The sequence below is a fragment of the Leptolyngbya sp. NK1-12 genome (genome assembly GCF_032598965.1).
In the GTDB taxonomy this organism is placed as follows: Bacteria; Cyanobacteriota; Cyanobacteriia; order Elainellales; family Elainellaceae; genus Elainella.
The window spans coordinates 3,416,424-3,439,247 of sequence record NZ_CP053586.1; the positions used below are offsets into that span (position 1 = coordinate 3,416,424).

Below are 22,824 nucleotides of genomic sequence, written 5' to 3' on the forward strand. Positions count from 1 at the left end.
GTCCCCGCCATTATGATGTGCCAGGATGCGACACTATGTACCTAAGTAGCTGCCATGGAGAAATCAGGTTCCAGCTTATTTTGCCAGCTAGCAGGCCATTGGATGCGATCGGCTGTAAAACGCAGTGGGTCGTGCTCTTCCGAAGCATCAATTGGCTCTTCTATCAACTCAAACTCCCCGTTATCGAATGGCAGCCCATGCGCAGGGACTTTAGGTAAAAGCCGCTCTCGCTTTCCTTGTTGAGCTTGAGCTAAGGCGCGGTGATGACAGTAGGGATTATTGCCTCTGCGGTCAAAGAACACATGAGCTGTCCAGCTGCATCCACCCCGACACAGTTCAGCAAACTCGCAAGTTTGACAAAATCCCCACAAGTGAGCAGTGCCTTGCGGGGTTCCTGCTCCTAGGTTAAATTGCAGTTCTGCTGTTGTTGTAACGATGTCTCTGAGCGAACGATCGCGGATGTTACCTCCCGTGTAGGCAGCGGTTGGCAACGATGGGCATCCCTTGATCGCACCGTCCGCTTCAATTCCCAACGTTGATAGCCCAGCCGAACAACCTTGCCAGAAAGTCCATTCATCCTGGCGTCCCCGCCCTCGCAGCAGTCGCTCGTAAGGCCCATAGTAGCCAATATTATTGCCGGGCTGGAGTTGGACTCCTTCTTGGTGTGCCCGCAGGGCGACCTGTGCCAGCATCGGATATAGGTCGAGGAGTTCGTAGGGTTGGAGTAGGATATCGGCGTTGTCAGCCGCATTGCCCATTGGCACTGTCAGTTGAATTTGCCAAGCCCGAGCGCCGGCATCGCGAATATGCTCGTAAATGCGCGGGAACTCCGGGGCAGACAAACGGTTGATTTGGGTATTACAACCAAAAGGAATACCCACCTGACGAAAATGACTCATCGTTTGGAACGCCTGCTGCCAGGAGCCTTTACGGCCCCGTAGACGGTCGTGAGTGGCTTCCAACCCATCGATTGACACTGAAACCGTAGCAATTCCAGCCTGCTGCATCTTATAGGCCGTATTCAAGGAGATGCCGTAGCCACCCGTTGTCATTGTGCACCGCATACCTGCCTGATTGATGGCGGTGGCAATTTGCAACCAATCTGGGCGCAGAAACGCTTCGCCGCCGATCAGGGTGACTTCTTTGATGCCAACCTCGGCCATCTGCTGAACCAGGTCCAGTGCTTCGTCAGTCGAAAGTTCTTGGGCGCGGGCATGCCCAGCTCGGGAACCGCAGTGACTACAGGCCAAATTGCACTTTAAAGTGATTTCCCAGACGGCATAGCTAGTTCGGTGATATGCCATAGCTAATTCTCATTTTTAGGTTTGAGAGGGTTTATTTTTAAGAATGATTTAGTTCTTGAGGAGGCGCTGCTGATTTTACAGAGTTGATTTCACAGAGTTGATTTCACAGAGTTACACATCCTCTGGTGCAATCACCACTCCATACATCGGTTGGACTTCACCAGGAGGCGAAATCACCACCCCATACATCGGCTGAGGATAGGGATAGGGAAGCGGCTTTGGCTTTGGTCTGGGATATCCGTCGCTCGGTGGTTCCACAATCACGCCATACATCGGCTGAATAGGGTAAGGATTTGAGCATGGAGTGTGGCAAGGTCTGGGATAGGGATACCGACGCATCCACCCGCCGATAGCTCCCACTAATTCGTCTTCGGTGAGTTCGTGAAACTCATCACGTTCTTTTAGATCTAGAAGCTGGATAGTTGCTGTTTCAAATTCTGCGTTCGTAAACGTGTATCCAGACTGGTGTAAAAGTGATTGAATCTGATCAATCGAGCTAGTTTGTAACTGATTGACAAAGGCTGAGTCTTTGACCAGTCTGATCAAAAAGCTTTTCACTTTTTCTAAAATTGTGTTAGTAGGATGCATCACTTTCTCCTTGGATTTCAAAGTTCAAAGAATTGAAGATGTTTGAAGAGATAAAGTCATCGATCAATTCGTGATTGATAATATTTACTGCTCTTAACCATATAACTCGAATTGAGCGCTAAAAATTGCCAAACTGGCAGGTTTCTTGCTGACACCGTTTACTCAAGCACCAATCAAGGCAGCACAGCCAGTAACGTGCCCTGCAGAAGCTAATAAATTTTCTAAATTCTGCCAAACTGGCAACATTGCTAGCTTAGTTATCTGGTTCAATCAACTAATCGACTAAACTCAGTAGGTCAACCAGATTAAACGGTAGATGCAGTGCGGGCATCTTGCCTGCGCCAGCGAGACGCTTGCACTACGGATCTTCAAATTGATGATGTTGATCGACTTAATCAACTAATCAACTTCTTACAGCCTTTTTCAGGCTAGTGAAGTACGAAAAACGGGGTGCAGGGGCAATGCCCCTGCGTGGGGGCGAAGCCCGCACATCCCCTACACCTCACATGCGTGAAAAACGCGGTAATCAACCTCAATCAACCAATAATCAACCAAACCGATCAACCAGTCCTGCCCAAAGGAAGCGCGGTAGGTTTTCACTAACCTGCTATTTTCTCAAACTATGGGCAATCACTATGGACAATCACTTGAGCAATCACTATGGGCAGCAGGGTCAGGCTTTGAGGAGGTTCTAATCATGTCTCAACCGGATGTACGTCTCTCGCTTAATATCGCAACTTCTGGAACCAGCAGTGCGTCCAGCAGTTCGCACTCGTCTGTCAACCAGGCAGGTGCAGGAGCTAATAGTAGTGCGATTGCTATATCTGCTAGTGGCAAAGTCAGCACTAGCAGTCAGGAAGCCTACACCCCTGCCGCCACCTCTAGCAAGAGTAGTGCATCGGCCAATGCATCGCCACAAACAAGCAGTACTGCAGCCTCAGCTTCAGCCCCCGCTGAAGCAACTCCTCAATCCAACGGCTCAAAAAAAAAGACGCAGCGTCCCTGAATCAAACCGCTGACAATTCAGGAACCGATCAGAATCTTGCAGCGACTAGCAGTAACTCTAGCAGTTCTAATTCGTTTGTAGACCCTACGGGAGCAGGCAGCAGCAGTAGCGCCACTATTATTGCTCCTGATGGTACGATCACGAGCAGCAGCGACACAATCTATACTCCCGGTGCAACTGCCAGCAGCGGTAGCGCATCTGCCAATAGTTCTGGAATTCTACCGCCCACAGTCGATACTACCGTGACCACGGATCCTGTAGATGCTACCGGATCTAGCCCAACGGCTCCGCCTCCACCTGCAAACGCCCTACAGTTGGTACAGGGAACCAGAGGCCGTGACCGATTGCAAGGAAGTCAGCAGCATGATCTAATTCAGTGTCAGGCTGGCGATGATCGAGTTCGAGCCGGTGCTGGCGATGATCAAGTTTTTGGATTGAGTGGCAACGACTGGTTGTTGGGTGAGACGGGCAATGACTGGCTAGAAGGCAGTAGTGGCAAGGATCGTCTATATGGGGGAGCAGGAGACGATGCCTTAAACGGAGGCGCAAAGGACGATATCCTGGTCGGTGGGTTTGGTCAAGATCGGTTGACGGGTGGTTTGGGTGCTGATACCTTTGGTTTGACTGCGGAAACCTCAACGCCTTGGTTGGCGGATATTGTGATTGATTTTAAGGCGGATCAGGGAGATAAGCTACAGCTCAAGGGAAATTTATCGTTTCGATCGCTAGTCTTAATCACATTCGATTCGAACCAGGATGGCATCGCGGATGCAACATTGATTCGCACTCGCAGTAATGGCACTGTCTGTGCCCTCGTTTTAGACACAGTTAATGCGGCAGGAAAAACCACGCTTGCAGCGACAGACTTTATTTGATCACTGCATTTGCTCACTGCCGTTGTTTCTTGTTGCTTAATTCGGTTATTAGATCGTGTTTCATCCAATCTTTAATAGATTGCACCTAGACGTTTAAAATATTATTCTGGCAGTTTTAACCATGCAAGGAGAATGTTGTGTTGAGGCAATGGTCAACTTTTCTGGTATCCCGATACAGCCTGAAGCAATTGTTGACTTTCTGAAGCAGGAAGTTCAGCTAAGAAGCATCTGTGAAAAGATCCTGTGCTCTCAAATTATTGAACAAGCTGCACAGGAACGCCAAATCACGGTGACACCAGAAGAAATTCAAGCAGAAGCCAACCGGCAACGCTATCAAAATCGACTTGAAAGTGCCTCAGCCACATTTGCTTGGCTGGCAGACCAGTTGATTACGCCAACCGATTGGGAGGCTGGAATTCGTAAGCGCCTCTTATCTACCAAATTGGCCGAACGTTTGTTTGCTCAGGATGTTGACCCCTATTTTGCCGAACACCGCTTAGATTTTGAGCAAGTGACTCTCTACAAGATTGTGGTTCCCTACCAGCAGCTTGCCCAAGAATTATTCTACCAAATTGAAGAACGCGAAATCAGCTTCTACGAAGCTGCCCATCTCTACGACATCGATGAATCTCGCCGGCTAAAGTGTGGCTTTGAAGGCAGACTCTACCGCTGGGGATTGAGACCTGAGTTGGCCGCAACGATTTTTGGCGCTCAGTTGGGGCAGGTTTTGGGTCCCTTGCGGGGTGAACAGGGGTTTGACCTAGTCTTGGTCGAAGAGTTTATTGTCCCAGATTTTAACCCAGAGATCCGGCAGCAAATTATTGAGCGAATGTTTCGGGAATGGCTAGACAGCGAACTCAATTATTTGATTCATAATCGTTGATTGAGGAGTTGGGAGTTGGGAGTTGGGAGGCAGAATATTTCTCTTTGAGTTTCTGTATGGGTAGATTGGGCCAACTGATAATTCACTGATAATTCACTGACAATTCATTTCTCTGCCAAACCTGCCCGATGCCTGACTCCTCTAATTATTAACTCACTGCCCAACAATCTTACCGTTAAAGAGAATGCTTTGCGTTGTTCTGTAAAGAAAGCTTTCATTTGTTGAAGTAATTAACGCAAATTCATGAATTGGTTTATTCCTTGTTACATTCTTTGAGGCGTCATTGAGCGACGCCTTTTTTTGTCTGCACCCATTTCTAAAGTTTGTCTGAGATTTTGCCTCTCTTTCGGCCAAAGAGGTTATTTCATAGAAAAGGAGAGTGGGCGAGTATAACCTTTTTTCGATGGTTATGCGTCTGAACCCAGGGGCTACTCATCATGCGAATTGTACGAAACCTTTAGGAGAATTCATGAAGATAGGTGTTGCGAAGGAAATTGAAGTTGGAGAACGGCGCGTTGCTTTGATTCCAGATGCGGTGAGTCGCCTCGTCAAGCAAGGCTGTGAAGTGTGGGTCGAGGCAGGCGCAGGCGAAGCGGCTTTTTTCTCAGATGCTGCTTACGAAGCGGCTGGGGCAACGGTCGTGGCCGACACAGCCAAACTGTGGAATGAAGTAGACCTGCTGCTGAAAGTGAAACCACCGCAACAGCGGGAAGACGGTCAGCATGAGGTGAATTTATTGCGGGAAGGCAGTGTTTTGGTTGGCTTTCTTGATCCCCTTGGTAATCCAGCCCTGATCCAGCAGTTAGCAGACCGGAATGTGACAGCCTTTAGCATGGAGCTGATCCCCCGCATCAGCCGTGCCCAAAGTATGGATGCCCTCTCGTCTCAAGCTAGCGTTTCCGGCTATAAGGCGGTCTTGCTGGCGGCAGCGGCTTCACCCAAGTTCTTTCCCATGCTGACCACGGCAGCCGGTACGATTCCCCCTGCCAAGGTCTTTGTGATTGGTGCAGGTGTCGCTGGGCTACAGGCAATTGCGACGGCTCGGCGGTTGGGGGCTGTGGTAGAAGCGTTTGATATCCGTCCGGCGGTGAAAGAAGAGGTGCAGAGCTTGGGAGCCAAATTTGTGGAAGTCCAGCTTGATGAAGACACAGTTGCCGCGGGTGGGTATGCGCGTGAGGTGTCGGAAACGGCAAAGCAACGAACTCAAGCTGCCATTGCTGAGCATGTGAAGCTATCGGATGTGGTGATCACGACGGCCCAGGTTCCCGGTAAACGAGCACCGCTGCTTGTGACCGAAGCGATGATTGCCCAAATGAAACCCGGCTCTGTAATCGTGGATTTGGCCGCTGAGCAAGGCGGAAACTGCGCAGGCACCGAACCGGGCAAAGACATCAACCATCACGGCATCACCCAGATTGGCCCGATCAACCTGCCCTCCGCTATGCCGATTCATGCCAGCCAAATGTATGCCAAAAACCTGCTGACCCTGGTGCAGCATCTCAGCAAAGACGGAATGCTTCAGCTCGATTTTGCCGACGAAATTACGCGAGAAGCTTGCGTCAGCCATGACCGGACGGTTTGCAATGCCCGCGTGCAGGAACTGCTGGGAACCCCCATGCAAGTTAGGTAATTCATCAGGCACAGGAGCCAACCACTATGACAGAAGGATTAATTGCTGGAATCGTCGTTTTTGTGTTAGCGACGTTCATTGGTTTTGAAGTAATTAACAAAATTCCACCGACGCTGCACACGCCGCTGATGTCGGGTTCTAACGCTATCTCTGGCATTTCGCTCGTGGGGGCACTGCTGGTAGCTGGCAACGGCCACTGGAGCCTGAGTGTAGCGCTGGGTCTGATCGCGGTCATTCTCGCCACCATTAATGTCGTGGGTGGTTTTCTAGTCACCGACCGCATGCTGCAAATGTTTAAGAAGAAGGATGCAAACGCATGACCGAATTTCTCTCATCCACCATCCAACTAAGCTATTTGATTGCCGCTTGCTTATTTATTATTGGCCTGAAGAAATTAGGTTCACCCGCCACCGCTCGTCAAGGAAATACGCTGGGTGCAGTCGGCATGCTGATTGCCATCGTCGCTACGTTACTGGATCGCAACATTATTAGCTATGAGCTGCTTTTCGTGGGGATGTTGATCGGCTCGGTGTTGGGCGTGATCATGGCCCAGCGGGTTGAAATGACGGCCATGCCCCAAATGGTCGGTTTGCTCAATGGCTTCGGTGGCGCAGCCTCTGCCCTGGTTGCGGTCGGCGAATTTTGGCATATCCTGGGTTCTGGTGGCACCCCTCCCCTGGATGAAACCATCACAATTGTGCTTAGCGTCTTGATTGGCGGAGTGACGTTCACGGGCAGTTTGTTGGCCTTTGCCAAACTACAAGAGCTGGTGCCCGGTGCTCCGATTACATTTCCGTTGCAGCAGCCAGTCAATCTACTTTTGCTGTTAGCCTTCCTGGGCTGTAGTGCTTACCTGATCGTTGATCCCCACAGCTCAGTTATTTTTCTAGCCCTGGTGGGACTGTCGCTGGTGCTGGGGGTGCTGTTCGTTCTGCCAATTGGGGGAGCCGATACGCCGGTTGTGATCTCCCTACTCAACTCCTTCTCTGGTCTGGCTGCGAGTGCGGCTGGGTTTGTGTTAGGCAATAGTATGCTGATCATTGCGGGTGCGCTCGTAGGGGCATCGGGAATTATCCTGACTGAGATTATGTGCCGCGCTATGAACCGGACGCTGACTAACGTGCTGTTTAGTGCCTTTGGCTCCAAGCAAACCGTCGGTGCCGATGGCGGAGCTACTTCAATTGAAGATAAGGTAGTACGCTCGATCGATGCTGAAGAAGGAGGCATGATGCTGGGGTATGCCAAATCGGTGGTGATTGTTCCTGGCTACGGCATGGCGGTAGCTCAAGCGCAGCACGCGGTGCGAGAACTGGCCGATCAGCTAGAGCGGTTGGGCGTCGAGGTGAAATATGCCATTCATCCGGTGGCCGGTCGGATGCCGGGGCATATGAATGTGCTGCTGGCGGAGGCCAATGTGCCCTATACCCAGCTCTATGACATGGATGACATCAACTCCGAGTTTGAGCACACTGATGTGGCGCTCGTGATCGGCGCAAATGATGTGGTTAACCCAGCCGCTCGTCATAATCAAACCAGCCCCATCTACGGCATGCCGATTTTGGAGGTAGACAAAGCTCATCACACCATTGTGGTGAAACGCGGTATGAACGCTGGGTTTTCGGGCGTCGAGAACGAGCTATTCTACGAAGACAATACCGTGATGCTGTTCGGTAGCGCTAGGGATGTGGTGACTCAACTTGTCGCAACCGTAAAGGAGCTTTAGCCCACCTTGGTTGGTTGCATTGGCTCGTTTGCAGTTATAGTTTGCCAGAAGCGATAGGACATTGTTGTGGACGCGTTTCGCGCTCACAATGATATCTCTGTCCTAACTGTCGTGGTCCTAACTGTCGTGGCGACGGTTATAGATAAAACATCAGATAAGACAAAGGTGCAGAGAGAATCTCATCCCTGCACCTCTTTTTGTCAAAACCGTCAGAAATTGTCAGAAATTGCTTAGAACGAAGGAGAAGATGAGCAAACTTTAATCCAAAGTACCTCGAAGATCTAACATCCTTCCATTCGCTCTATTCACGTCGCGCTTCCATGATCCTATCCTAGATTCACTTTGACAACCTTACGGCGTTCATCTTCCATCTTAGGCAGCGTCAGCTTCAAAATACCATCCTTGTACTCGGCCTGCACGTTTTGGTTGTCAATTTGAACGGGCAAAGGAATGACACGCTGGAATTTGCCATAGCGAAACTCGCTGCGGAATACACCTTTTTCTTCCGTTTTGGTTTCACTTTGGCGTTCGCCGCTAATCGATACAGAATCAGCCGTAACCTCGACATTTAGATCTTTAGCTTCTAAACCAGGTACTTCTAGCCTCAGATGAATCGCGTCTTCCGTTTCCTTCAGTTCTGCCGCAGGCATAAAGGCCATTCCATTCTCGCGGCGACCGCTAGGAGCAAGCACATCGTCAAACAAACGGTTCATTTCGCGTTGTAGGGCATCGATTTCTTGGAATGGTTGCCAACGAATAAGCGCCATAGGTGTAACCTCCTAAATCCAATTTTGTGTTGGGGATAGTTTGAAGTTATTTCCCCATCCACATCCATTAGGATAATTGGAAACTTGGCCTGGAAGAGTTCGGTTTTGAGTACCTTTGGGTTGGCAGTTCCCGTACCTTTAACAGCAAAATTAAATCCGAATCAAGATCCCTTCAAAGTCATCTTCGGATGTTTGCGATTCGGCTTGATTTTTGTCTCCAGTGTCGTTCAAGCTGATTTCAGAGCGATTGGAACGATTGGTGGAATCGGAACGAGTAGTTTGGGGTAGGGAATTCCGATCTTCTGAGTGAGTTGAACGTGCGTCAGAGCGGGAAATGATTTCAATCGAAACATCAGCTGCTGCGGGTTTAACAGCAACCAACAGTGAGACAATACTTAAAGCTAAAGCGATGGTTAGAGAGGGCTTTTTCATAGTCGCAGTCGGGGGATAGGTGAGGACTGATTTTATGTAGGTCGGAAGGTTCCTCTCCTATGCACCTGCCCCTGATGCGCCCTGCTATTCTGTGAAACTTTCGTGAAGCAAATTTATAGAATTAAATCTATGTAATTGGGGCAGGTTTGAGAGAGTCTTCTACATAACTCAACACCGTGGCGATGCGATTTTCCCAAGAAAACCTCTGCACAAATTGGATCGAATTGGCGTATCCCTCTGATTTACGTGGGTGCGTCTGCAAAACGCGGCGAATGCAATCGGCGAGTTGGAGCGGTTGATCCGGCTCACACCAACCCGCGACCACGCCCGCATTCTTGAACTCCATCAAGGGCGGGATTTCCGTAGCAACAATTGGCGTACCGGAAGCCATATAGTCAAAAAACTTTAGAGGCGAGGTAAAGGTGGCTTCTTCTCCGGACAGATGGGGATGCACCAGCAGATCGGCAGCTTGGAGCAGGCTCGCAAGCTGGTCATGCAGCAAATAACCAAGGAACTTAACATTGCTGGCCTGATGCTCAGCAGCCAACTGGCGATAGGCGGCTACCTGAGTCTGATTGCCGCCTGCAAACACAAACAGCACATGGGGCAGCGATTTGGCGACCTCAATCAGTAGATTGACCCCTTTGAAGGGATTCAAGCCACCGGAATAGACAGCCATATAGCTGTAGTTATTAACTAATAACTGTTGCCGCCATTGCTCGGCAGCTGCGGAATGCCGCACCAAAAAGGAGCGGTTAAACCCATTGTGTAATTTAACGATCTTCTCAGGTGGCATCCCATGCTGGATCATGCTCTCTCGCACTGGGTCAGCAACTGTTACGGCAATTTGAAACAAAGGGTGGTGCACGATTTCTGGTTCAAACTGCTTGTCCTCGTGATGATGGTGTTCATAAATGGCAGGAATCCTACACGAAATTGCAGCCTTGACAAAATTCCAATCGCGAGTGTGAACGATTTGGGTTACGGGCCGCAGATGCAGCGGAACATAGTATTTTGAAACGATTGTACTGGGGTGAGTGAGCTTCGTTCTGAGGTGCGAACATAATTTAGGAATAGGCAATGCAGCAACCTTGAGCTGGTCGTGCAGGTTGTAAAACTGCTTGAGGGCAGGATCGGGAAGTTGGGGGCTAAATGGCTGCAGCCAATCTATAGGACGCAAGCGAGCGTCTTGCCCCAAATAAGTGAGCACCGTAGAGTAGCCCAAATTAGCAGCAGCATTGGCACAGTTAGCAACTTGAACCAGATCAGCTCTGGGTTGGGGCAGGGTATTACGAGTGAAAAAAATGTAGTGTTTGATCATGGCTTGCTTGGATAGTTGTGAAATTGTTAGGGAGACAAGAGACAGGAGGAGACAGGAGGTAGGAGACAGGAAAAATTAAGCCTGTAAGTTGTTTCGGATGTCGCGTGGTCTGCTTGTAGCTTAAGCACGGACTAATCGGGAAAGAGCACCAACATGTACTAGCTGCTTGTATAGTCTGCTGCAGCAGACTTTATCTACTAGTCTGCAGTTTACTTGCAGGTGGGGGTGGCTCGAAAAACTGAATTGACCCAAATTACAACTAGATCCAGAAATTCTAGCTCTCGACTCTCGTCGGCTGACGCTCTGGGAAGCCTGTCTCCTACCCCTCATGCTTTCAGCGCTAGCGTTTCTTCTGGCACTTGGCTGGAATCCTGTTCTAAGCTTTCGATGCTCTTGAGTAGATTCAGCGCCGAAACATAGGCTTCTTGGGTAAATTCCTGCTGTTCCTTTGGATCGTCTAATACGCCGTTCATGATTAGGCTGAGCGAACCAACCAGGCTGTTAAGCAGCGAACGAATTTCGTGGGACGTTTTAGCCAATTGCTGCCGCTGTACATTAGCTTTGACCTGTGGTTCACTAAACTGCATGGCGCAGAGGCAAGCGTAGTATCCCTTCTTGGTGAGTAACTCGTCGTGGGTGCCCAGTTCCACAACCCGGCCCTGATCAAGCACCGCAATTTGGTCCGCCTGCTTGACGGTAGACAAACGGTGGGCAATTACGAGCGTAGTGCGATTCCGGCTCAGGTTCTCGATTGCTTCCTGCACCAGTTTTTCCGATACGGTATCCAGAGCGCTGGTGGCCTCATCCAGGATCAGAATTTCCGGGTTTTGCACCAAGGCCCTGGCAATGGCTAAGCGCTGCCGCTGGCCACCCGAAAGCATCACCCCCCGATCCCCGATCTGGGTTTCAAACCCTCTAGGAAGCTGCATGATGAAGTCATAGGCGTTGGCCTGCTTGGCGGCTTGAATGATTTGGTCGTCAGTGGCGTCTGGACAGCCATAGGCAATATTTTCCCGCACGGAGGCATTAAACAAGAATGTGTCCTGGCTAACAATGCCCATAGCGCGACGTAGAGTGCGGAAGTCGAGGTTGCGTAAATCTTCGCCGTCAATGGTGATGCAACCTGCGGTGGGGTCGTAGAAGCGGGGCAGAAGGTCAGCCAGTGTCGATTTACCAGCTCCCGATGCACCAACCAACGCCAGGGTAGTATTACGCGGCAAGTACAGATCCACACCTTTCAACACTTGCTTTTGTTGACCGGGATAGGCAAAGCAAAGCTGCTTGAAATGAATCCCTGCACGGAGTGATTCAAACGGAATAGAGCCATTTACCATAAACGATTTGTTGTCCCGGCGCAAAAAGTCCTGAGCAATTTCCAGACTGGGTGAAATGTTGGCAAGCTGGCTCCGGGCTGCATTCAGCATGGCAATTAGCGGTAAGGTACGAAACAGCACGAACAGATAGGTCAGGAGAATGGCCGAAAACGACTCGACCTGCTCTATTAAAAAGGCCCGACCGATAAAGACGATGCACAACAGCGCGATGATGCCGGTTACTTCGCTGACGGGTTCAATCAGCGCGGATGTGGCTTGAGATCTGAACTCAGCCTGTTCCCGATTTAAGATTTGCTGCCTAATTTTTTGGTACTCGCGTCGCTCATTGGCCGTAGAACGCACCAGGCGCATTCCAGATAATAGATCGAGCACACTGGTGGAATAGTTTTTAGAAATTTCAGAAAGCTGTTTGCCAAATAGCTTAGAGCGAATGATGCTGTACTGATTGACCAATGCAACAACTGCTAATAAACCAGTTGAGATAATTGTGAGTTGCCAGGTAAGCGATAGAAGAATGCCAATAAATACTAAGGCTGTGATCGTGATTGTAACCGTGCGAGTAATAATGCTGACAGCACTGGCCGCTCTAGAAATCTCATTGTTAAGCCGATTGATGATGTCGCCAATTCCGGTTGTGACGTAATAGCTCATATCGACTTCTAGCAGTAGCCGTAAGCCTTGATCTCGCAAGTCATTAGCAGTGGTTCGTTTCAACACTCCAGCCACTAATGTATTGCAGTACAGCGCTAGGTTTTTGAGCACAATCATCAACACAATTGCTGCTGTCATCAGCAACAGATTGTAGTCGCCTGCCACGCCTTGAAATGGAGTCAATAGGGATTGAATGATCGGCGGTGCGCCCTTGGTGGCAACGGGCTGCCCCAGAAAGTTCAGCAGTACTGGAATAATTAGCGCTGTGCTGATGCCATTAAATAAAGCACCCGAAAAACCAAATAGAATATTGAGGCAAATTAAACCAGGATAGCGTCGGGCTAGATTAAGCAACAGATGATGAGAAGACATGGAGGCGTTCACTCTAAAGAACTCCAACTGTAGGGTTCCCGTGAAACTGAATGGATGCACAGGAAGCAGGAGGCAGAAGGCAGAAGGCAGGAGGCAGAAGTCAAAAGTCAAAAGTCAAAAGTTCGAGGCTATAACGAATCCAATGGCTCCACTCTCATATCTGGAGAGGCAACTCGCATGGACGCAACCGTTCCGCAGAAAATATTGCTCATGCAAAATCAGGATTTTAATTATCGTGTTTGCCACAACAATATGCTGTCCTATCTGTCGTGGCGACGGCTATACGATCATTCAGCAGGATTTGATCTCAGAAGAAGGAATTCTGGCTTCTGCCTCCTGCCTCCTCACTTCTGGCTCCTATCTCCTCACTTCTGATTCACTCTAGTTCCGCATCTGATTACTATAGACCTGTGCTAAAACCTCTGCCATTTGTACAGCCATGGCATCAATGCTGTAGTGCTGAATGCATCTAGCTCTGGCCTGACGACCTTTGGCAGCAGCAGCTTCTGGATTGGTAAAGATGGCTTGAATTCCGGCAGCCAATTGGTCGGGCGATTCGGGCTCAACTAAGTAGCCAGTGTCGGCCAAAATGGTTGGGATATCTCCAACTCGGGTGGCTAGCACGGGTTTTGCCATCGCCATACCGTCCGTCAGCTTGAGTGGAAATTGGGCTTGGGCAGCAGGGGTATCACGCTGCGGTACTACAAGTACATCGGAGGCGGCAATCGCTTCCGGCATTTGGGTATGGGGCATGGGTGGCAATTTGATTATCCAGCGTCCCCAGCGCTGCATCAACTGCTGATCATAGTCATCGTAGGGGCTGCCTCCCACAATTACCAAACGCAAATCTGGTTCGTTCAAGCTATCCAATGCCAGCAAGATATCCTCGACGCCTTTGTAAGGACGAGGGGCACCGGGAAACATCAAGACTCGATAGGCGGCTAATCCGTAGCGCTGCTTCAGAGCTGTTGGATTATAATTTTCTGGGTTGAACAGGGTCGTATCTTTGCCGTTGGGAATCGAGATGCCACCAAACCGCTGTTGCAGAAACTGAGTGTGAACGGTGACCGCATCGGCGCGAGAGACAAGCTTTTCCATCCAACGTAAATAGAGGGGATGATCGGGCTGGCGTAATGCCCCATCGGATTTAGCAATATCGCGGACCAGCTGCTTCAGGGAGGGTTGATACCGATAGGCATCTCCACCGTGCCAACTCAGTTCCCAGTCATCGATGTCTAGCAGCAGGGGACGCTTGCCCTTGAGGAGATGGTGCCACAGCGCTACACCAAAGCTAGTGGGTTTGGGTTTGTAGGCGTAGATCAAATCCCCGTCTAAGTGGGGCCAGAGTTGCCGTATCGATTGCCAAAACTGAGGATAAGGCTGGCCTGGTGCTGTAATAACTTCTAGATCAGCTGTTGAGGAAATCGCAGCTTGATCGCCAAAGGTAAACCCGACCAATTTGACCCGACAGCCCAATTTCTGAAGCGCCTGAGCTAACAAAAACGGACGCACCGCCCCACCCCAGCGGCCAGCTCCGCTTTTAGACAAGTCGCCAACAACAAGAGCAACCGACGACGGGATTAAATTGGGCAATGGATCGGCCTGTAGAGTTTTAGTGGGAATCGACAGCATAGGTTTAGAGATTGCGGTGTTGTTGCTAGAGTGCCCACGGGGGGTGGTATGGCATCTATGAGTGAATGGGTGGTAGCCCGCGTCTGCGGAGCAGTTGGGTAGACAACTTTGCTTGTCTGGTAGGCAGTCGGCTTGACGAGGTAATCACGGATTGTCGGTTGAGCGTGGTTGATTGGGTAGCGCATCCCGATCCCCGTCCAAATGCAATAAACCTTCCAGGCATGAACCGGGAAGGCGTACTCTACAGGAAAATTAGCAGACAAAGAACGGCGATAATGGATGAGAAATGCGCTTGAGAGCTTAATCGATCAGCCTGAGGCGACCAATTTGCACGTAATCCAAAACGCGACTGATGTGGCAACGGTCTTCGTCTGAAAGCTGATAATCGGCCAGGATAGTTGAGGTGAGGCGTAGATGCTCCTGTCGGCTGAGCTGCCCTGCTGCAATAATTTGCTCAACCAGTGACCGAATTGCCGCACTGGGACGGCTCTCTGTAATCCATACCATAAGACACCCCCTCCTATTCAGTGTTCCCAATTGCGCCGCATATTTGCATTGCAGTTTGTACTGCTTCTATTGTCCGATTCGCTACAACGGTCTTGGGCAAAGAACGGTTAATACCTGTGTGAAGGATTGATGAAAAGAAACTGCCAGGACATATTCGATACTAGGGAAAGATATCTATGGGAAATCTACGGAGACTATTTCCGTAAATTCCGTCTTTTGACAGCGGCTTAGCTTGATCAGGGTCAGTATGTTTAGGTATATCTTGGATCAACTGCTTCAGTTAGGAGGCTGCTCGATGCGGATTCATCGCCTTCCCGCTTTGTCTGATAACTATATTTTTCTGCTTGATGATGGTGACGGTCATGCTGCCGTTGTTGATCCGGCAGACGCTGAGCCGGTCCTGCGTCAGCTAGAGGAACTACAGACTGAGCTGGTGGCAATTTTTAATACGCATCATCACGCCGATCATGTCGGTGGTAACCCAAAACTATTGCGTCATTTTCCCAATGCAGTCGTCTACGGAGGCGCAGAAGATCGAGGTCGCATTCCTGGTCAGCAGGTCTTTTTGCAGGAAGGCGATTCAGTCCAGTTCGGGGAGCGAGTGGCTGAGGTACTGTTTGTGCCGGGGCATACCCGCGCTCATATCGCCTATTATTTCCCGCCTCTGGGTGCAGCGCAGGTAGGGGACTTGTTCTGTGGCGATACCTTATTCGCCGGTGGCTGCGGCAGATTATTCGAAGGCACTCCCACCCAGATGGTTAGCTCCCTCAGTAAACTACGCGCTTTACCAGATCAAACCCGCGTCTGGTGCGCCCACGAGTACACCTTCAAGAACCTGCAGTTTGCTCTCACAGTTGACGCAGACAATTTGGCTCTCCAGCATCGCTATGCGCAGGTAAAAGCAGCTCGACAGCGTTCAGAAGCCACCGTTCCGTCCTGGCTCGGGGAAGAAAAACAAACCAATCCGTTTTTGCGCTGGGAGCAACCCGAGCTACAGGCCAAGGTTAACAGTCAAGATCCGATTCAAACCTTTTCCCGCCTGCGGGGCATGAAAGATCGGTTCTAACGATGCTTCTCCACACCGACCTGCTGGCACAGGTCCAGCAACAGGCAAGAGGAGCATTTGGGTAGATTGCCGGTGCAGATGTGCTTGCCAAACGGAACCAGAAGCTGATTAATCTCAACCCAATAGGCTTGAGGTAGTTTCGCTTCTAAAGCGGCTAGGGTCTTTTCCGGCGTGCGGGTGCTGACATAGCCCCAGCGATTCGTAACTCGATGTACATGCACATCCACACTGATATAGGGTTGGCCACAGCCAATGCCAAGTGCCAGATGGGCACACTTCGGTCCGACCCCTTTAAACGCCAGCAACACATTTAGATCGCAGGGTAGCTCGCCTCCGTACTCCTGGATGATGGCATTAGCAATGTCCCAAATTTGTTGGGCTTTGGCTTCGTGGTAGGTGCAGTCGCGGATTAGGGCATCAATTTCGGCTGGAGTCAGGCGCACCATATCTGCCGGGGTGCGCGCACCGGCAAACAGGCGTTTTGCTACCGGTAAGCTGACTTCATCGTAGGTGCGAATCGAAATGATGCAGGCAATGAGCTGCTCAAACAACGACTCATAACCCTGAGCAGCCAACTCAAACATGGCAGCTTTAGGGTAGGGCTGTACAGCTTGACGCAGCCGCTGAATTGCTTGCTCAATGTCAAACTCAATGTCAAATGGCATTAGATCAGTTCATACACTTTAGCTTCCCAAGGATAGATCGGTTCTCGCCCAATCCACCCCTCTGGCACCTCTCTATTTTGGGTGATTTCGCGCCATTTTCTGCCCGCAGGAGTAGCCGGAAAGTTGGGAATCACATACTCTGCACTGGTATCTCCAGGATTTGGCGTACCATAATCCGAGAAGTTGGCAACCACCACCACAATGGTTTCGCCGTAGCCCCGCTTCCAGGCCAAAACTCGTTTACCTTCATTAAAATCGGCGTGAATGAATATCGTATCATTGACAGCTAAGGCATCGGAACGAATCCGGAATTTAACTAGGCGAGCCACATAGTCAAAAATGCGTCTGCGCCAAGGGTCATTCATGCGCTCATAATCAACTGGATCGATTTGCTTCAGGTGGCTATGGGTGTCTCGAGTATCTAAATCATGCTGATCGGCAAACTCATCGCCAGCCAAGATCATTGGAATCCCTACGGCAGTCATCAGACAAACAAAGGCTAGCTTGATGCGCGGCTCGGTATCGTGAACGCCATTGTCAACCAGGTAATTGTACAACCGCACATTCGGCAGTTCACCAACATCGTGGGAAGTGATGTAGTTCACCGCCTGGGTGCCATCATGGAAGCCGAGCAAGCGGCAGTCAATCAGGTTGCGCACGCTTTGTTCAAAGCTCGGTTCACCGCTAGTATTTCTACCTAAATTACCTGCCGCGTTTCTGCCTAGAATAACCTGCCGTAGAATTTGCTTGAACTTCTCATTCCACAAGCCATCAACCCGATTTTGGTGAATCAATGCCAGCGGTACATCTAGCTCTTCGCCCACAACCAAAAACCGATCGTCTCTTCCCTGCCGTTCCTGCCAGAGCTGCCGCGCCAGATCCTTGTACTCCTGAATGAAATCGTAATTGCCAATATTGTTCAAACTATCGAGTCGTAAACCATCTATCCGATAATACTGCATCCAATGAGCTAGATAGGCTTTCATATATTCACGGGCAGGTACTAGATCCTGCCGTTGTCCGGTAATCGGATGGTAGCCCTGCGTCCAGTAATTGTATTTAAATAGATTGCCGCCAAATTTGTCTCGATTGCCCTGCTCTGGATCGCGGTTTGGATGGCCGACTGGCTTGTCATCGATGTAGAAATCGAGAAAATTAACATCAGCGTAGGCGTTGTAGCGAGAAAAGGCCATCACCACATCAAGGAAAAACCGGATGCCCTTTTGGTGACAGAGCTTGATCAGATTGGCTAGATCCGTGGACGCGGTGGGCGCTGTTTGGGTTGAGGGCAACCCCAGATCATAATCGGCAGCAAAGAAGTTATCGGTGCCATACCCCCACTTGAGCGGATCCTGATCGGTTTGATCGGGATCGATGCGATCAACCATCGTGCGGTCACCGCTATCGGCGGGTGGCAACAACTCCAGCGCATTGACGCCCAACTCTAGCAAATGAGCATGATTCGACTGTAGCTCTTCGGTTTCCGAGAAATTGGGTGCAGCAGCTTTTACCTGCAATAGTGCCATCACATCTTGAAAAGTACCCGTGCCAACTGTGATGCCAGCGCTAGCAGTTGCTTTGGTCCAACGAGTCGGCAGTTCATAGATCACCAACCGATGATTCGGCGGTAAATGGTCTAGGGCCGCATCATTTGACCAATCCACGACTTGGCCACCCGGATCGCAGGGAATTAGCTGCCCCTGGCGGTACAGAATCACACTGGCAGGATCGTGCGTAGCGGCTGCTCCGGGTTCTGCTGCTGGTGCTAAGAACCGTCGATCGACCGTGTAGGCTGTGGGGTCTGTGCAGTAGATGAAAGCGGCGTTCGCGTCGGGTCGGGTGCGCTGTAGCTTAAACCAATAGTGATATACCTGTCCATCGATTAACCCACAGTCTGCTGCTGCCACCAGCCAGAGGTCAGAAAAGACTGGATCGGCCTGAAGCGGAATTTCAACCAGCGGCTCGACTTTTCCTGATACCTCTGAGCCAATCCCAATACACAAGCTTGGGGCTGGATTCGTTTGCCCCGGTCGCCATAACAAAAAATGGGTCTGTTTCCGGCTCAGCAAATCAATGGCCATGATGGTTTGCTCCTCTAGCAGGGGACAGGCGAAATCTTCTCTACCTTACTTGAAATAAGCTGATTTGCCATACCCCATGCGGGTACCAGGGAAAGATGTTTGAAATATGTTTGACAGTTTTGTGATGTAATTGAGGGAATTTTTAATCAAGCCTGTCTTCTCGCTCAAGCTTGCAGCTAGACAACCGCGTTTCAGGTCTCAAGAATCAAATCCAAGGATCATCGTCATCATCAGTTGAATTATCTGCTGGATTATTCGCTGGATTATCGACAGGAGTACTATTCAAATTTTGTTCTGAAGTAGTAGGTGGAGTGAATACAGGCCGCGATGGGGTGACAGAATTGGAGTCGTACTTGGGCAATGGTGCTATATCTTGCTCATCTACTTTATTTGCATCTTTATCTACATTATTTTTGTTAAATTGATTCGTTTGAATTGGTTCATCCACTTCATCCGATTCATCGAACCATTCGTCATCCCACTCGTCTAAATCAGTATCCTGATCTGAGGCTGATGGGTCGGGCATTGTCAATGTTTCAATCTGTTCTTCCACTTGTCTAGTCAGCGTATGACTACTTTCCTTGACCTGTTCGGCTAAACTCTGACTGTGTTCTTTTGCTTGTTCCAGCAGAGTTTCGGCAGTTTCCTTCACCTGCTCATTCCATACCTGCGCCTTTTGCTTAAACCGCTGCGATAGTTGCCACATTCGCTCTTTCGCCTGCCCGGTCAACTGCTGCAACTGTTCTTTGGCTTGCTCGGTTGTCTCTTCAGCTTTTTTGGCAAAGGAGGATAGTTCTTCAACCACCTCTTCTTTAAAGGATTCACTCACCTCGGTCAGCTTCTGCGAAATTCCAGGCTGATAGATCTCGAAACCTGCCAGCGATGATTCGGCTACTAGCACCCGCTGTCTACCAAAACTGAGAATTTTCACCGGAGGCAACTGATACACGCCGCCCACCATCCCAGGCCAGCCGCCCGACACAAACAGATAGTAGGGAATCTCGCCGGTGCGCAAATCAAACAAACAGTCAATAATTTTGCCAATGCGGCTACCCTCATCGCTCCAGACCTCATGGTCAAGTAAAGATTCGAGCCGGCTCACCTTCTCCGCATCGGTCTTTTGGGGCGGGGAGTGGGTCAACAGGCCATTCTCACCGAGCGCCTCAATTTGAGCCAACTGAAATGCCAATTTTTGCCTTCCCAAAAAGCCCGTCTTACAGATAAATCCCAGCACGCGATGCACTTGGGGATACATCCACAGCACCTCCACTCGTCCCAATTCCTCCATCGTGTCGCGATTGAGCACAAGCTGGTTCAACAAATCACTTTGCCGGATTACCTGCGATTGAGCTGCCATATTGCTAAATTCTGCGAATCGTTATTTCCAGGATAGCGGCTAGGCAACCCTAATCCTTTGCGACTGGCAGCGTAAACCAAAAAGTGGCTCCTCCTCCGGGAGTGCTACTGACGCCGATTTCACCCCCGTGGGCTGTGATGATTTGCCGACAGAGATAGAGGCCGAGTCCCAATCCAGGCATGTAGCGGGCGCGGCTACCGCGAACATAGAGTTCAAACAAACGCTCTTGCTGGACAGGCGGAATGCCAATCCCGTTGTCTTGTACGGCACAGCGGATCCAGCAGGTCAAAGAATTGCCATTGGTGTCGTTTTGAGGCAAGCCCTCCGAGGTGACTGAACCTTTGCGCTTAAACAGGCGACTCATCCTTCGGTTTTGCAAGCGTTTGACGATGGCTGGATCGAGCACTTCGGCGGTCAGTGTTACCTTGATGCCGTGGGGATTGTGGCGAATTGCGTTGGTAATCAGGTTACTGTAAACCCGCCAGAGCTGGGTGGCATCGGCATCGACCGAGGGCAAGTCAGGACTAATCTGCTGGTACAGGGTGATCTGGTTTTTGGTCAGCGTTGGTTCGAGGTCGGCCAGAACACTCTCAACCAAGTGGCTAAGCTGGATCGGCTGGCGATGCAGGGCCAAATCTTGCACTTCAGCAGCGTGGGCTTCCAGCAGGGAGTTAATTAAAGCAAGCTGACGGTTACTGCCCTGAAGCAGCCGTTCCAAAACCTGCCGATGCACCACCACCTGATCATCGGTTGCCTTGCGTAGCAGATTTTGCAGCACAATCGAGGTGCCCATGACCGGCGTTTTCAAATCGTGGGACACGGCGTGCAGAAATACGCGCAGCTCTCGTCGCGACTCAAACTCAGCTCGCTGCAACCGTTCGTAGAGGTAAACCGCTAGGTCGCAAATGAAGCAAAACCAAAACAATAAAATGAACAGACCCGCGTTATAGATCGATTTGCCTTCAATTGTGGTTAAACCCAGCAGCGGATTGATCCCAACGTAATAGGCAATCGCTCCTAACTGAGAAATTAGATGTAGCCCCCAGTGGACCGGCATCAGCGTGGCCTGCACCAAAAACACCAGAAACCAGACGCCACCGCCACCCGAATCAGGGATGCGGAAATGGGTGCCAATCACCTGCGGTGCTAGGGTAATCGACCAGGAAAAACCCAGAAACAGCAGAGCCGGATAACGCTGCCCCCAGCGAGTGCGCTGCAAAACTAAACAGGCGGTCAACAGCACACCAATCACAAAATTGGTAATCATCGACAGCCGTCGTACCCGATCTGGCAAATCAGGATTGCCAAAATATTGAATGATATTCTGCTCAAACTCTTGCGGGTAAAGATACAGCTCGTAGATGTTGTGGAGCACAATCGTGATGAAACAGGGCACCGCAATCCAGAGGCAAAGCCGCAGCCGATCCGACAAAAACCGATGCCGCCATGCTTGATAATCCGCCGATTCAGCCGGTTGCTGTTGCCATGCGGTCAATTTCTGCCACGTCCTTTGCCACGCCAGCTTGCCATACTGCCGCAGTTTACCAATTGCTCCCCAAGCTGTAGTTTGGGCCGCCATAATCACCAGAAGTCAGGAAGGGCGAAAGGGGTGAAAAGTCGTAGCGCTTCCCACCCCCAAGAGAAACCGTAAAACGATGACCGTTTAATGGCCACTTTATCAACTGGGTGGCAATGGCGCTTCACCCAACTGGTTATAAGCGTTCCTGCTGGGCGCTAGTTAGAGACTAGCCAAAGGTCCAGTTGCCAAACTAGCCACTTGGGTGAAGTGAAACGGGCGTACTGCCTGTAGGGTTTGAATACACTACCCGCTGTGGCCTGGAATGATGTGTTAACCACCCTAAAGGCAGGAGAGCCATTATGTTAAGCGAGCCTGTAACCGAACCCGCCGCTGAATTATCCTCCTCCTCAAGCTTCAACTCAGCAGCCTTGAGGATTCTGCTCGTCGAGGATGATCCAGTAATGCAGCTTGGGTTAGAGCAGTTTTTCGAGGATTATCCGCAATTTACGATTGTGGGACAGGCAGCGGATGGATATACCGGCATTGCTGCCGCCCATCAACTCCAGCCCGATTTGATTCTGATGGATATTGGCTTGCCCCAGCTTGATGGAATTGTTGCCACCCAACGGATTCGAGCCGAACTGCCCCAGATTCGCATCGTCATGCTTACCTCCCACACGGCAGATCACGAAATGATGGCAGCCTTATCGAGTGGAGCTGATGCCTATTGCGTCAAAGGTACGAGTCTGGATCAGCTCGAAGTCGCGATTGCCTCAGCCCAAGAAGGGGCCATCTACCTCGATCCGCAAATCGCCCGCCGCGTGCTCAGCCACCTCAAACCTGCTCCCAGCGAACCCAAAAGCCGACTCTCAGCCCGTGAACTCGATGTGCTGCGATTAATCGTCGAAGGCAAAAGCAATCCAGAAATCGCCGCTGCTCTTTACCTCAGCCTCAGTACCGTCAAGTGTCACGTCCGCTCGATTATGGATAAGCTAGTCGTGGATGACCGAGTGCAGGCAGCGGTGGTGGCACTGCGGTCGGGGTTGGTTTGAGGGCCATCTCCCCCACCTTCCCTCGTTCGGCGAGGCTCACGAGCCGCATCTCCCTCACC

At 50.5% G+C, this 22,824-nt stretch carries 20 protein-coding genes; 8 read left to right on the forward strand and 12 right to left on the reverse strand.

Annotated features, from left to right (window positions below; translation table 11 throughout):
* Positions 1–41: 41 nt before the first annotated feature.
* On the reverse strand, positions 42–1,304 hold the full coding sequence (locus tag HJG54_RS14365) for a nif11-class peptide radical SAM maturase 3 (protein ID WP_316429442.1): 1,263 nt from the start codon (positions 1,302–1,304) through the stop codon (positions 42–44).
* Positions 1,305–1,415: 111 nt separating this feature from the next.
* A complete protein-coding gene (locus tag HJG54_RS14370) occupies positions 1,416–1,892 on the reverse strand; it encodes a Nif11 family protein (protein WP_316429444.1) in 477 nt (158 codons plus the stop codon).
* Positions 1,893–2,589: 697 nt separating this feature from the next.
* Between HJG54_RS14370 and HJG54_RS14375 the strand changes: the two genes are divergently transcribed.
* The 6 genes from HJG54_RS14375 to HJG54_RS14400 all read left to right on the forward strand — a co-directional run bounded on the left by HJG54_RS14375 (position 2,590) and on the right by HJG54_RS14400 (position 8,009).
* The gene (locus tag HJG54_RS14375) at positions 2,590–2,898 is read left to right on the forward strand and encodes a hypothetical protein (protein WP_316429445.1); all 309 of its coding nucleotides are present in this window, start codon (positions 2,590–2,592) and stop codon (positions 2,896–2,898) included.
* A 242-nt stretch (positions 2,899–3,140) separates the two neighbouring features.
* Positions 3,141–3,773: a calcium-binding protein gene (locus tag HJG54_RS14380; protein ID WP_316429446.1), complete on the forward strand. Its 633-nt coding sequence runs from the start codon at positions 3,141–3,143 to the stop codon at positions 3,771–3,773.
* A 121-nt stretch (positions 3,774–3,894) separates the two neighbouring features.
* The gene (locus HJG54_RS14385) at positions 3,895–4,656 is read left to right on the forward strand and encodes a peptidylprolyl isomerase (RefSeq protein WP_316429447.1); all 762 of its coding nucleotides are present in this window, start codon (positions 3,895–3,897) and stop codon (positions 4,654–4,656) included.
* Between the two features lie 469 nt (positions 4,657–5,125).
* On the forward strand, positions 5,126–6,286 hold the full coding sequence (locus HJG54_RS14390) for a Re/Si-specific NAD(P)(+) transhydrogenase subunit alpha (protein WP_316429448.1): 1,161 nt from the start codon (positions 5,126–5,128) through the stop codon (positions 6,284–6,286).
* A 26-nt stretch (positions 6,287–6,312) separates the two neighbouring features.
* On the forward strand, positions 6,313–6,606 hold the full coding sequence (locus HJG54_RS14395; protein WP_316429449.1) for an NAD(P) transhydrogenase subunit alpha: 294 nt from the start codon (positions 6,313–6,315) through the stop codon (positions 6,604–6,606).
* The gene (locus tag HJG54_RS14400; protein ID WP_316429451.1) at positions 6,603–8,009 is read left to right on the forward strand and encodes an NAD(P)(+) transhydrogenase (Re/Si-specific) subunit beta; all 1,407 of its coding nucleotides are present in this window, start codon (positions 6,603–6,605) and stop codon (positions 8,007–8,009) included. The genes HJG54_RS14395 and HJG54_RS14400 overlap by 4 nt, the downstream gene beginning before the upstream one ends.
* 326 nt (positions 8,010–8,335) lie before the next feature.
* Here HJG54_RS14400 and HJG54_RS14405 read toward each other — a convergent pair whose 3' ends face one another.
* The 6 genes from HJG54_RS14405 to HJG54_RS14430 form a co-directional block, all read right to left on the reverse strand.
* Complete coding sequence (locus HJG54_RS14405; RefSeq protein ID WP_316429453.1) at positions 8,336–8,776, reverse strand: Hsp20/alpha crystallin family protein; 441 nt, start codon at positions 8,774–8,776, stop codon at positions 8,336–8,338.
* 150 nt (positions 8,777–8,926) lie between these two features.
* Positions 8,927–9,208 (reverse strand): hypothetical protein, encoded by a 282-nt coding sequence (locus HJG54_RS14410; RefSeq protein ID WP_316429455.1) that lies wholly within the window; start codon positions 9,206–9,208, stop codon positions 8,927–8,929.
* A 127-nt stretch (positions 9,209–9,335) separates the two neighbouring features.
* Positions 9,336–10,529, reverse strand: coding sequence for a glycosyltransferase family 4 protein (locus tag HJG54_RS14415; protein ID WP_316429456.1), 1,194 nt, complete (start codon positions 10,527–10,529; stop codon positions 9,336–9,338).
* A 326-nt stretch (positions 10,530–10,855) separates the two neighbouring features.
* Entirely contained in the window at positions 10,856–12,886 is a 2,031-nt protein-coding gene (locus HJG54_RS14420) for an ATP-binding cassette domain-containing protein (protein WP_316429457.1), read from the reverse strand.
* Between the two features lie 381 nt (positions 12,887–13,267).
* On the reverse strand, positions 13,268–14,518 hold the full coding sequence (locus HJG54_RS14425; RefSeq protein WP_316429458.1) for a glycosyltransferase family 4 protein: 1,251 nt from the start codon (positions 14,516–14,518) through the stop codon (positions 13,268–13,270).
* A 300-nt stretch (positions 14,519–14,818) separates the two neighbouring features.
* A complete protein-coding gene (locus tag HJG54_RS14430) occupies positions 14,819–15,025 on the reverse strand; it encodes a hypothetical protein (protein WP_316429459.1) in 207 nt (68 codons plus the stop codon).
* A 295-nt stretch (positions 15,026–15,320) separates the two neighbouring features.
* On the opposite strand from HJG54_RS14430, the gene gloB reads away from it, so the two are divergent.
* A complete protein-coding gene (gene gloB, locus HJG54_RS14435; RefSeq protein ID WP_316429461.1) occupies positions 15,321–16,091 on the forward strand; it encodes a hydroxyacylglutathione hydrolase in 771 nt (256 codons plus the stop codon).
* Here gloB and HJG54_RS14440 read toward each other — a convergent pair.
* The 4 genes from HJG54_RS14440 to HJG54_RS14455 form a co-directional block, all read right to left on the reverse strand.
* A complete protein-coding gene (locus HJG54_RS14440) occupies positions 16,088–16,756 on the reverse strand; it encodes an endonuclease III domain-containing protein (RefSeq protein WP_316429462.1) in 669 nt (222 codons plus the stop codon). The genes gloB and HJG54_RS14440 overlap by 4 nt on opposite strands.
* A complete protein-coding gene (locus tag HJG54_RS14445; protein ID WP_316429463.1) occupies positions 16,756–18,837 on the reverse strand; it encodes an alpha-amylase family glycosyl hydrolase in 2,082 nt (693 codons plus the stop codon). Before HJG54_RS14445 ends, HJG54_RS14440 begins: the two co-directional genes overlap by 1 nt.
* A 205-nt stretch (positions 18,838–19,042) precedes the next feature.
* Positions 19,043–20,194, reverse strand: a complete 1,152-nt coding sequence (locus tag HJG54_RS14450; protein WP_316429465.1) for a PRC-barrel domain-containing protein — start codon at positions 20,192–20,194, stop codon at positions 19,043–19,045.
* Positions 20,195–20,243: 49 nt separating this feature from the next.
* Complete coding sequence (locus HJG54_RS14455; protein WP_316429466.1) at positions 20,244–21,773, reverse strand: sensor histidine kinase; 1,530 nt, start codon at positions 21,771–21,773, stop codon at positions 20,244–20,246.
* 299 nt (positions 21,774–22,072) lie between these two features.
* On the opposite strand from HJG54_RS14455, the gene HJG54_RS14460 reads away from it, so the two are divergent.
* Positions 22,073–22,765 (forward strand): response regulator transcription factor, encoded by a 693-nt coding sequence (locus HJG54_RS14460; RefSeq protein WP_316429468.1) that lies wholly within the window; start codon positions 22,073–22,075, stop codon positions 22,763–22,765.
* The last annotated feature ends 59 nt before the right edge of the window (positions 22,766–22,824 follow it).